Raw genomic sequence first — 11,681 nt, 5'->3', positions numbered from 1 at the left:
GTAAGGAGACGGTCTGACGTCCACGCTATCGGATTATTCCAATCTTCGATCATTGATGGAATCATGGCAGACGATAAGGGCCAAAACGGATCACGAAGCCCGAAGCGGGGCCTGATTTGGTTTGGTAAATCGAAAATCGATTGTACAATCCGCAGCCTTAGCGCGTTTGGTGCAGCGCTCGAAGTGGCGTCGTTCAACGATAAAATTCCAAACGAGTTCACGCTGCTCGTTTTTGGTGAAGATATCGAACGACGATGTGCCATCGTTTGGCGCAGAGACAATCGGATCGCTGTGGTTTTCAGCAGATGAACTTTCCCGGAGGGGATGCCTAGCTGGGCAACGGCCGAAGCCATCGCCCAGGTCAAATGCCTTACGCCGCCGGCGGCTATCGGGCCAAGTCCGCAGAGAGGGAAAGGTCTGGCATTCGTTCTTCAATGGGCCGAGATCAGTTCCACAGGTTTCGGCTTACATTATCGCCCCGGGTTCTGGTGCGGTCATCAAACACGTCATCCAACGAAACCAACGGACTGTCTCCGAATTTGGCGTATTTCGTCGGGTACAACCGATTGAGTCCCGTAACGTAGCCTTTGGCGCGGGCTCGCACGTCCTCGCATTTGAGGATCGCGCGCCGTCGCTGCCCGACAGCGATCTGCTGCACATTAGCCGACGCCGGAGAAGGGTGAGTAAATTCAGGAGAGCGCAGATGGCTGAGTTTTGAGGTAATCCGGGAGGCATTTCCCTACAAAGACGATCCTTCGATGCGGGGTGTCCTCATTCGAGGGAACGGCGATTACACGGGCTGGGAAATCAAACTGTTCTATGTGCTAGGGCTTTTTTCGGCATCGTTGGCGGTAGCGGCCACTCAGGCTGGCGAAGTTGTGATTGCCCTCGACCTCGACCCGCAGGGTTCTCTGGCCGCGTGGGGCGCCGACACGCCGGCCGAATCGGCCGGGCCCCTGATCAGATCGCCCAACTCCCCGCCATCCTGGCCGCCCTCGCCGCCAAGAATACAGCGTCTGCATCCTCGACACGCCGCGCTGGTGTCAGTGATCGCGAGCATTCTTCGCTAGCGAATTGATGTAGCGGACGGCGTCCGTCATGCCTTTTGTCCGCCCCCCATGTCGGTAGCTCCCATTCTTGCAACCTGACGGGCCGCCACCGCCAGCGCCATGCATCCGACAGACGCGACACCCCCGAACCGCCGGTGCCCGACAAGGACTCCCTGTTCGTTTTGAATTAGCGCCACAACGGGGGGCGGCGTGCGCGCTTTGCATGGGGTCGGTGCTCATTTTTCTTTGGCACCCCCGCCTACCGCTACATAGCTCTCAGTAGTCAGGATATCCATGGGGCATTGCCTCCCGGCGGTCAGAAGGTTGTTTAACGGCATTGCGGTGCTCAAGGGGGCCCTATCGGAGGTAATGGTGTCTGTGACCACCGCTTGGTCCGCATTGACCGTGACATGCTTCACAGTGATCTGTTGTTGGCCTCGACCTCGATGTTGATCAAGTCGCTCAGTCAGTACCCCCACGGTGCGAGCGGCCTTTTCAGCCAGCTCCAGATATTTTGCCTGTACAACGAAATGCTGCTCGGGAATCCAAGCCAACTGGCGTAGGTGCATTGACGCTTCATGAGCGGCGATGATCTGGGAGGCAAGCATGCCTTCGATCGGGTCCGTTGCGTTGATGTCGAGCAGGCCGGACAGGGTCGCACGTCCAGCCTCCGAAGCATTAACCGGGGTAACACCCGGCAATGAAGCAAACAGACTACGGCCGATCCGACTGTTCCAATGGTTATCGTCGCCACCTCCGACGCCCTTCAAGGTCGCCTTTTGATTTTGCTCCGAGCTGTCCGGGGCCGATTTGTTCTCTTGGGCCTCACTCTTCACGGCCTTTGACCTGCCGCGCTCGTTTCCTTTGATAGCCATGGTTTTCTCCTCAGGCATTGATTGCGGTGATAGCCGGGCTTTCCGCAGAGTATAGGCGAGGGCGACCGCCCAGCGGGCGGCAAGGCGTTGCCGTAGTAGGTGATGCTCGATGAGCATTACCTTGGAATTTGCAGCCCTTTGATCTGGGGCCTTGCTCTGCTGATGGTCTTGATTGTTCCAATTCACCTGCTCCTCCTCATGTGCACCCGGATTTGTCATGCGCACCCTGTTTGGAAACGGGGTGCGCATGGGGATTTTGGGGTGCGCATGGTGAATTTGGTTGGCTGATGACATATCGGGCGCCCCTTCCGAAACCCTCGCGGTTCGAGGCCACCCCAAGAACTTTGCGGGCTCGCTGAAAGGCCTTGTTCTGGGCCAAACGTTGATTTTCTCCCAGTAGACCGGCTGCTCGCGCCATGATCTCCACCTCCGAAACCTCTGTTGGGCCTCCGCTCAAGACATCCCGAAAAAAGGCTTCGACCTCTGCCTCAACGGGTTTCGAACCCGCGTTATTATCAAGTGCGGCCAACGCCTGATCTGCCGTGATCGAGATCGGGGCACCTTCGTACATGATCCGCGAAGTGGGGATGCTCACCCCTTCGTGCTCGATCAGGCAGCCCTCTATGCGATAGGCCAAACCGCTCCTCATCGGCGCGATATTCATCTTCGACGGGATGAGTAGCATCCGGGTGTCATCGTTTTCGTCCGGTGTAACGATGAACGCGGCCCGGGCCTGATTGACGAAGGCTACGCTTCCTATGATCCGACTGTTTGCATTGCCGCCACCCTTGGAGAAGTGATTGTTACAGATGACGGCCACCCCTTTGCGGGCAGCAAACTCACCGAGCGGGTCAAGTACTGCCCGAACATCGGAATTATTGTGCGAATCCACCTTGCCCAAGTAGCTTGTAATCGGGTCGAAAATTACCAGCTTTACATCCCTCCGCGTGTCCAATTCAGCGCCGAGCATTTCGAGATCAGCCTGAAGATTAAAACCCCTTCGGCGCTGGTCGACGTCACGAACGGACCGGATTGCGAATACGCGGGAAATGTCTGCACCCGCGGCGATCAAACGCGGCGCGATGGTATCGCCGACGTCGTCCTCGGATGCCAATATCAAGACACTTCCCGGCGACGATGCCTCTGCACCGTCCGGCCATCGGTCGCCCGTCGTGGTCCGCGCGGTCCAGTCATGGAGCAAGGTTGTCTTTCCCCTACCCCCCTCACCTGCAAGAACGTGGACCTTTCCTAACGCTATCCAGTTCGGCCAGAGATATTCAATTGCCGTCGGGCGCACGTCGGCCATGCACACAACATCAAGGCCGGTTTTCGGCGCCGCTTTCGGCAAAGGAGAGCAGACCCGAGGTACAACTGATTCCGCTCGTTGCACGAGATCAGCAATCGTGTGGCCTGCGCCAAGCCAGTCAGACACATCGCCTTTCTCTGGAGTATCAGGGAAATGAACAATGCGGACGCGCTTTGCCACCGGCGCAATGAGCGTTGCCTTCTTCTCTGCATGGCTGCGTCCACCGTCGTCATTGTCGGAGAGGATCACGACATCGCGGTTAGCAAAATACCTTTCGCAATCAGCGGGCAAACCATCGCCGGTACCGCCAAAGGTGACGGCAAGTAAAAGCTGATTGGAAAGCGTCTCAACGTCACGCTCACCTTCTGGCCACCAGATCGTATCATCGGCCACTTCCCGATCAAACGGATCGGCATTATGAAAAAACGGCACTGCTCGGAATTGATTTGGCTTCCCAGCTTGCCACCCAGTGCGACCATCGAGATCAACCACACGGTACCAATTAGCGGCTCCGCCATTCCGCATCATTATTTTAACATGGACGGGGACGTCGCCTTCCTTGTAGAAATGTCGGCGCTTCTCACTGCGCCTTTTCGGCGGGCCTTCATCGCCTCCGAGCTGGAAATAAGGTTTTCCATCGAAAGCCGGCTGTGTGCGTGATGGAAAGGTTGACCGGGCGAGATCGGCGTCAAGTAATGGCGAGACTACCGGAGGCGAGGGGCGACTGCCGACCGCGCGCTTGCTTTCAGACGCCATCCGCCGACGTTCCGCTCGATTCGTTCGCGGCGCTACTCTTAGTTTTCGCTGACCGCTCTGAAATCCGCCTTCGATCACTTTATGAGTTGCATGCTCCCCATGTTCGGCCAAATAGCCATTCGCACGGGCGGCTGGAAAAAGAGCGCGGATCACAGTATCTAACTGCGTTCCGGGAATAGTACCGAGTTTAAAGGCCGATCGATTTAGAACGTGATTCCGACTTGAAACGTGGGCATTGGCGACGACTGCCGCTTCACTACTTATCGCAGCATCGATATATTCTTGAGGGGCTTCGTTCATCACGTAGCCTCCCGGGGTCCGAGGCCTGCAAGGTCGGCGATGACGTCGGCGATCAAGGGTGAGACCCTGAACTTTCTGACAAGGTGCTGGCCGGCAGACGTCGTGGCGTGATGGGGGCGGGTTTCCCGCCAGTCGAACAAGGGCAAGCCTTCTAGGCCGTGACATTTGCCTGCAGATCGCTTATAGTTTGTCTTCATCGAATTGGTTTCCTTAAACCCAGCGCGCACGACTGATCCTGCAAGACGGATCGTGCGGCTGGGTTTTTCAATGGTGATTAGGAAATCGGACGCTGGACTTCGGAAGTTGATCGAACGAGCGGCCCGATTTTGCTCTGCGCCCACTCTGCAAGGGAGGACAGTGGGTATAGGGGCACGCGTCCTGCCAGCCGGAACGGGGGTCCTTGGGAACTCACACACGCCAACTTGGCGAGCGTTTTTGGCGAACAAGGAAAATAGTTATCCGTCACATATCTGGCCGCTTCACTGCGCCTTAGCAAGCGACCCAATTCATCGGCCCTCGCGGGGATGATGTCTATCTGCTCTTCTCGCTGCAGCCGACGATCCAGCTTAGCAGCCTCTTCTCGAATGGGGTCCATTAGCGCCTCGCATCTTCACGGAGCAACCTCCGTCGATGCTAGGAGTATTGATGTATTGGTTGTTTTCGTCATGCGGTCGTTCGCGGCATTTCGCGACAGTACGCGGCAACTAAACTTTGAAATCCTTTATGGCTCGCTCAATCGTCCGTTTGTGCGGCAACGATTCGACGCCTTTCATCTTTTGAAGCCTTTCAAAAATTTTCTGATCTCTTGATTGCGAAGACATCCCGGGGGGAATGATTCCGGATGGAAAAACTTCTTTCATGGCTTTTAGGATGGCCTCGTCATCTTGCCTCTGCCACTGAGGTTCGGCTGTCCCGGGCTGCGCGATGAAGGGGCGATAGCCGGCGATTCCTTCCTCATTTGAAAAGTCACCTCACGCAGCAAGTCACTTTTTTTGACCTGCACGTGTGTCCATATGGGCTCCTGCACAAATTGCTGATAGAATTTGTCGCCACCAGCTCTTGTCCAGTCATCTCCAAAAAAGCTACAGACGATATGAGGGTCCGCGTTCAGGACGACGTAGGGGAAACCTTCAGCTTCGTGAAATGGGTTAATTACTTTGACGCCTACGAAGTTTAGACGGTCTATCTGCTCGCTTGATCTCAACCCAAATGGCCGACCGATTACCTCAATCTTGCCGCTCGCTATTTTGGGAAGTAGGATATTTACTGCTTTTTCCCAAGCCGCCTCATCTGCAAGCTCGACCGTTAGCGATCCGGCCTTTGACGTTATCTAACAGATGGTTGCGTCGAATGGGACGTAGCCATCTTCTCCTGAGGAGGAGATCGTTTGAAACATCTCGGGAGTAATCAGTCTCAGATCAGAGGCCGCTGGAGATTGGCGTTTTGGCGAGCGCTTAGAATCCGTCATCGCACCTCCGCTGGCGCTCCGCATGAGGACGACACGGCAGGCTGGTGCGGACCAGCTTTTCGGGAGCTACCCTAGCCGCGCCGGTTCTTTGATCGTTTTGCGCTCGAAATGCTGGTGACGTTCGCGCGCGGTGCCTTCAGGTCGCCCATCGCAGCCGCCAGACGGCTCCCAATGTTTTCGGACGCCATTTTCAACGGATCGTTGTCGAGATGCGCATAGCGTTGCGTCGTCGCGGTTTGCGTATGGCCCAGTAGCTTGCCAATGATCGGCAGGCCAAGCCCGGCCCCGGCTCCGACCGACGCGTGGGTGTGGCGTAAATCGTGAATGCGAACGCCGGTCAGGCCCGCGCGCGCCGCGACAGCCTTCCACGGCTTCTTCAGATCGGAGCGAGGGCTATCAACTGACGTTCCCGCGATGACGTATTCGCCGCTCCGAGGCAGGCCATTCAGGATCGCCAAGGCCGGCGCGTTTAGCACGATGGTTTTCTTGCCGGTCTTGCTGGTCGGCAACAACAGCAGCCCACGCTCAAAATCGACGTGCTCCCACCTGAGATGCAGGATTTCCCGGAGCCGAGCGCCCGTAAAGATCAGCAAACGAAGGGCGCCGGCAGCGTGCGGTCCGATCACGGTGCGGCGGCTGGCTTCCTTCGGCGCGTGCTTGCCCTTGGGCTTGGTGGCGTCCACCGTGTAGGGCAATCCGATCGTCTCGGCCTCCCGGATAACCTCCCCGATCTGTGCAAGCTCCAGTGTCGTCAGGTACCGCTCGCGGCCTTCTTCCGGAAAATACTCGATCCCCCGGCAGGGATTGAACCCGACCGGGACAACATGGGTCTTGCCCGCGAAGGTAAACAGGCTGCTGAGCACACGGAGCAACCTGTTGGCTTGATAGGGTGTGTGAGCATTCTTGCTGTGCAGCCGCTGAATTTCGGCGGATGTGATCTTGTCGGCCTTGCGCTTCCCGATTTCTGGAGATGCCAGTCGCTCCAGCAAATCGCGATATGATCTGGCGGACGATGCCGAGCGCTTGGCCGCTACATGCTCAGTCAGGAATTGTTCGGCAACCTCAGCGAAGGTGGAAGCGCGCTTGTCAGCGGCCCGCTGGGCTGCCGGATCGGCGCCGTGGGCGACCGAGCCAAGGGTTTTCTTGGCCAGCGTGCGGGCTTCGTCGGGCGTGATGGTGCCGGCCTTTGCCAGCGTCAGACGCCTCGTAGGGGCGCTGCGGCCGCTGCCGGCGCGATATTTCACGACATAGGACATTGCGCCCGTCGATTGAACGCGCAAGCCAAAGCCCGATAACGAGCCGTCCCAAACGAAATATTCCCGCTGACGCGGCTTGATGCTGTCAATCAGTCGTTTGGTGATCTGCGATGTCGCCACTGCCGAACGTCCTTTAGGAACCACGGAACCACCGAGTAACCACCGGGCGGGAATCACGGGTAATCTCAAGGAGCCACCGTAAAGCAGAAAACCCTTATATCAACGGCATCTTTGTCAGCTCGGAAATGCCGAGTAATCTCAATAGATTACGGACCCTATAATTGGTAATGGAGAGGTCGACAGTTCAATCCTGTCTGGCAGCACCAGTTTTTCCCGATCAGCATCAGCAAGTTTCTGAACGGCTTGAGTATTTCGCGCCGCGCCTGTTACACACAGGTGTCGCTAAGCGTCTTGGCTCCGAACTGGTACTTCGAAAGCGTATCCGGGCCGATGTTCAAGCGATCTTGGCCAAGCTGCCAAGGATCAGCGGCCACCGCACTGGTACAAAGACCACGTTACGTACGGTTGAAGACGATCATACACCGTGGAGCGTGTCGGCCGACGCAAAATGCGGGTGCGACCCCACGACTTCATGCGGGACGATCCGATCGGTTGCACCGCGTATGATGTCGTAGCATTCACAGGCTGCCTCTTCGAGCCGCACCCTGTCGATTTCGACCAAGCCTCGCCGAACGGATTTGATGGCACCCGAGGCGCGGAGTTTGGCAATTACCTGCGTCACGGTCGTTCGTCGCACCCCGAGCAACTGCGAAAGCGTCTCCTGCGTTAATGGCAGGGTGTTGTTGTCCTCGGTTCGATCGTGCAGGTGAAGCAGCCACCGGGCCATGCGGGCCTCGACCGGGTGCAGTCCGTTGCAGGCCGAGACGTGCTGGAACTGCATGAGGATCGATCTGGTGTGCGCCTCGACCACATGTCTGATGGCGCCGCTCTTCATGTAGGCTGCATGAAAGCGCGACACGGATATCTGCGATGCGGTGCCGCCCACCCGCACGACCGCGGTCACGGACGACATGAAAGAGGGTCCGAGCACCGATAATGCGCCGATCGCTCCCTCGCGCCCGATCACCGCAGTTGCGATCGTTTCTCCTTTCGGAAGGCCGTGCATAAAGGAGATGGCACCGCTATGGGGAAAGTAAACATGGTCGCGTCGATCTCCCGCTCGTATCACCACGGCGTCCTGTTCAAGCGACACCTTCTGGAGATGAGGGGCGAGCAACGCGAGGTCTGCCAACGGCAACGCGGCGAGAAGACGATTACCGGTGCTCGCCGGACGTCCCATCACGAGAGACTTCCTCGCTCAGAAGAACACGCAGCTCTCCTGGAATGTCTTTGGCAGGAATGTCGTCTGCGCTGCGCCGACACTAGCTCCACTCTCATCGTGCCGGCTTTGAGCGGCGGTCATGGATACGATACTTGCTGAGTACCTCAACGCGCCGCCCCAGTAAAGTTAAGGCGAACCCTTGACGCGGCGTCGCAGGTAATCGGGAGGGACCGCTTCGACGCCAGTCCCGCTGGTCAAAGTTCCGCCAAGGAGGGCTGACAGTGCGTCCATGCCCATCAATTCCGCATCTTCCCCCACACGCCACGCGCGCGTCCAATTCCGGATTATGATAGCCCTCATTTGGGAGACCTTGAACGGGTTTGCACGAAAATGAGGGAAGTTGACTATGCGGTTGTCTAAAGTCGCCGCCTTGGCGCTGATCGTTGCAGCCACGAGCGTGGCGTCGGCATCTTCGGCGCCGGCCGCACCTGACTGTTCGGCATCAACGACACTGGCGAACTGGGGCGAGAACTCGACCGGCGACATTGACATCGCGGCCGGGGAAAGTTGCGTGTTTCCGATCAAGATCCGCGGCACGGTGACCAGCTCTGAAATTTCACAGAAGCCGGCACGCGGCAAATTGAAGAAGCTCGACGCATCCACTTACGAATACAGGGCAAAGGCGAAATACAAGGGGAGCGACAGTTTTGTGATCAAGGCAACGGGCAAGGGGCCAACGGCGTCAGGCACGTCGGTCATTACCGTGAACGCGACGATCAAATAGCCGCATCCTTTTCGATTCCGCGATCTGCTATGTGTTTCGCCCGTCGACTTCAGCGCTTGCGCGAACCCCGGGATTCGCATGCGCGAACCCTGGGGATCAAGAGGTTGAGACCGCACGCTCTCGCATTGATCTTCTGTCTTTTTACGGCCATGCCGGCTTCCGCGCAAAGCGATCCCACGCTGGCGCTGCCCAAGCTCACCTTGCCGGTTCCGACCCGCGCGCTCGGCGATCAGTGCCGCAAGATCGAAGCGGATGATCCGCGCGTGCCGGTGTCGCTGCATCGGACCTTCCACGATGATTTCGACGTGCATCCGCTGGTCGGGGCAAGGTGGGTGCCGCACTACGCCGGCGGCGCCGCCTGGCCGCAGTCGCGCTACTGGGGCGGCGAAGGCTCCGATTTCAAGCGCAAGACCAGCTATAATGGCGAACAGCAGATCTACGTCGATTCGGTGTATGGCGGGCGGGGCACGGTGCCGCTCGGGCTCGATCCGTTCCGGGTCCGGGGTGGCATACTCTCGATCATCGCCAGCCGAACCCCGCCCGACCTGCGGTCCCTGCTGTTCAACAATGAGTACATCTCGGGCATCCTGACCACGCAGAGCAAATTCACGCAGAAGTACGGCTATTTCGAAATGCGCTCCAAGATTCCGGCCGGGGTCGGCGTGTGGCCGGCGTTCTGGATGCTCGCCGATGACGGCGGCTGGCCGCCGGAAATCGACATCATGGAGGGCCGCGGACAGCAGCACGACAACATCGTGATGACCACGCATTGGCGGATCCCGGCCACCGGACGGGTCGAACGCTGCGGGTTCGACTTCATGGTTGCCGATACGCGCAACGAATTCCACAATTATGGTGTGCTGTGGCAGCGCGATCGCATCATCTATTTCATCGACCGCCAGCCGGTGTCGGAGATCAAGGTCCCGGTCGGCTTCGACGCGCCCATGTACATGATCGTCAACCTTGCGATGGGCTCGAAGACGATGGAAGGCGTCGGATTCGTCGACGGCCTGTCTCCCAATGTCGTGGAATTCGAAATCGACCGGATTTCGGCCTATCAAATTGATACATACTGATCATCGCAACCGGCCGGGGCACGCAAGCCGGCAGCACCGAAGCTGACGGAGAACGTAATGTCCGGGAAATTCTCGCGCCGGCAATTTGCCAAGCTGGCGGGCCTCTCCGCGCTTGGTCTGGCGGCGCCTTCGGCTGACGCGGCCCCAAAACAAAAGCCGGCCGCCGACCCGCACGCCCCTGCCCGTTTCCCGAAAGACTTTCGCTGGGGCACCGCGACATCGGCCTATCAGATCGAGGGCGCCGTCAACGAGGACGGCCGCGGCCGCTCGATCTGGGACACCTTCGCCCACACCCCGGGCAAGATCGAGGACAAGACCACCGGGGACCGCGCCAACGAACATTATCATCGCTACAAGGAAGACGTCGGCCTGATGCGCGATCTCGGCGTCAAGCACTACCGCTTCTCGATCGCGTGGCCGCGGGTGTTTCCGGAAGGCACCGGCAAGCCCAATCCCAAGGGCCTCGATTTCTATAACCGGCTGCTCGACGAACTCCTCGCCAAAGGCATCGAACCCTACGCGACGCTGTATCATTGGGACTTGCCGCAGGCGTTGCAGGACCGCGTCGGCGGCTGGCAGTCCACCGACACTTCAAAAGCGTTCGCGGATTATGCCGGCTATGTCGCGGAGCGTTTGACCGACCGCGTCAAATACATCTTCACGCTGAACGAAGCCGGGCGTTTCCTGAATTTCGGCTACGGATGGGGCATCGACGCGCCCGGCCTCAAACTGCCGGCGGCGGAATTGAACCAGGCACGGCATAACGTCGTCCTCGGTCATGGCCTTGCGGTGCAGGCGATCCGCGCCCGCGGGCGCGCAGGCACCAAGGTCGGCCCGGCCGAGAACATCGCGACCTGCGTGCCGGCCTTCGACACGCCCGAAAACGTCCGCGCCGCCGAGATCGCGACCCGCGAACTGAACTCGGGCCTGCTCGGCGTGATGCTGGAGGGCAAATACACCGACGGCTTCCTCGAATATGCCGGCAAGGACGCGCCGAAATTCACCGCCGAGGAATTGAAGATCATCGCCTCGCCCAACGATTTCGTCGGCCTCAACATCTACGCGCCGCAATTCTATATCGCAGCGTCAGACAAGAAGCCGGGCTGGTCGGTATTGCCGTTTCCCGCCTCGTTTCCGCACATGAGTGCCGACTGGCTGCGTATCGGTCCCGAAACGATCTATTGGGCGCCGCGGCTCGCGGCCAAGGTCTGGAACCTCAAGACGATCTACATCACCGAGAACGGCACCTCGTCGGAGGACAAGGTGCATGCCGACGGCAAGATCTACGATCTCGACCGCATCATGTACCTGCGCAATTATTTGCGGCAGCTGCAGCGCGCCGTGGCCGAGGGCGTGCCGGTCCGCGGCTATTTCCTGTGGACCCTGATGGACAATTTCGAGTGGATCTACGGCTACGAAAAGCGCTTCGGGCTCATCCACGTCGATTTTGAAACCCAGCGCCGGACGCCGAAGCTCAGTGCGTCGTTTTATCGCGACGTGGTGATGCGCAACGCGATCGGCGCCTGAAG

8 protein-coding genes are annotated in these 11,681 nt (G+C 58.7%); 4 read left to right on the top strand and 4 right to left on the bottom strand.

The genetic code is table 11. The annotated features are described in order from the left end of the window. On the top strand, nucleotides 1–309 hold a 309-nt coding region (locus JQ575_RS38835), incomplete at its 5' end, for a hypothetical protein (protein WP_212038458.1). A gap of 976 nt (nucleotides 310–1,285) precedes the next feature. Here JQ575_RS38835 and JQ575_RS38830 read toward each other — a convergent pair. The 4 genes from JQ575_RS38830 to JQ575_RS38815 form a co-directional block, all read right to left on the bottom strand. Continuing rightward, nucleotides 1,286–2,110 (bottom strand): hypothetical protein, encoded by an 825-nt coding sequence (locus JQ575_RS38830; RefSeq protein ID WP_212038457.1) that lies wholly within the window; start codon nucleotides 2,108–2,110, stop codon nucleotides 1,286–1,288. Between the two features lie 10 nt (nucleotides 2,111–2,120). Next, nucleotides 2,121–4,286 carry an AAA family ATPase gene (locus JQ575_RS38825; RefSeq protein WP_212038456.1) on the bottom strand — a complete coding sequence of 722 codons (2,166 nt, stop codon included), beginning with the start codon at nucleotides 4,284–4,286 and terminating at the stop codon, nucleotides 2,121–2,123. 1,539 nt (nucleotides 4,287–5,825) lie between these two features. Then, a complete protein-coding gene (locus JQ575_RS38820) occupies nucleotides 5,826–7,130 on the bottom strand; it encodes a site-specific integrase (protein WP_212038455.1) in 1,305 nt (434 codons plus the stop codon). Nucleotides 7,131–7,545: 415 nt separating this feature from the next. Then, nucleotides 7,546–8,310, bottom strand: coding sequence for a Crp/Fnr family transcriptional regulator (locus tag JQ575_RS38815; RefSeq protein WP_212038454.1), 765 nt, complete (start codon nucleotides 8,308–8,310; stop codon nucleotides 7,546–7,548). 412 nt (nucleotides 8,311–8,722) lie between these two features. On the opposite strand from JQ575_RS38815, the gene JQ575_RS38810 reads away from it, so the two are divergent. The 3 genes from JQ575_RS38810 (at nucleotide 8,723) to JQ575_RS38800 (ending at nucleotide 11,679) form a co-directional block, all read left to right on the top strand. Further along, nucleotides 8,723–9,076 carry a hypothetical protein gene (locus JQ575_RS38810; protein WP_249167184.1) on the top strand — a complete coding sequence of 118 codons (354 nt, stop codon included), beginning with the start codon at nucleotides 8,723–8,725 and terminating at the stop codon, nucleotides 9,074–9,076. A 104-nt stretch (nucleotides 9,077–9,180) separates the two neighbouring features. Next, on the top strand, nucleotides 9,181–10,152 hold the full coding sequence (locus tag JQ575_RS38805) for a family 16 glycosylhydrolase (protein WP_249167183.1): 972 nt from the start codon (nucleotides 9,181–9,183) through the stop codon (nucleotides 10,150–10,152). A 57-nt stretch (nucleotides 10,153–10,209) separates the two neighbouring features. Beyond that, nucleotides 10,210–11,679 carry a GH1 family beta-glucosidase gene (locus JQ575_RS38800; protein WP_212038452.1) on the top strand — a complete coding sequence of 490 codons (1,470 nt, stop codon included), beginning with the start codon at nucleotides 10,210–10,212 and terminating at the stop codon, nucleotides 11,677–11,679. Nucleotides 11,680–11,681: the final 2 nt, after the last annotated feature.

It is taken from the genome of Bradyrhizobium sp. JYMT SZCCT0428, assembly GCF_018131075.1.
In the GTDB taxonomy this organism is placed as follows: Bacteria; Pseudomonadota; Alphaproteobacteria; order Rhizobiales; family Xanthobacteraceae; genus Bradyrhizobium.
The sequence above is the reverse complement of the archived record's forward strand: the minus strand, read 5'-3'. Positions and strand labels throughout refer to the sequence as shown.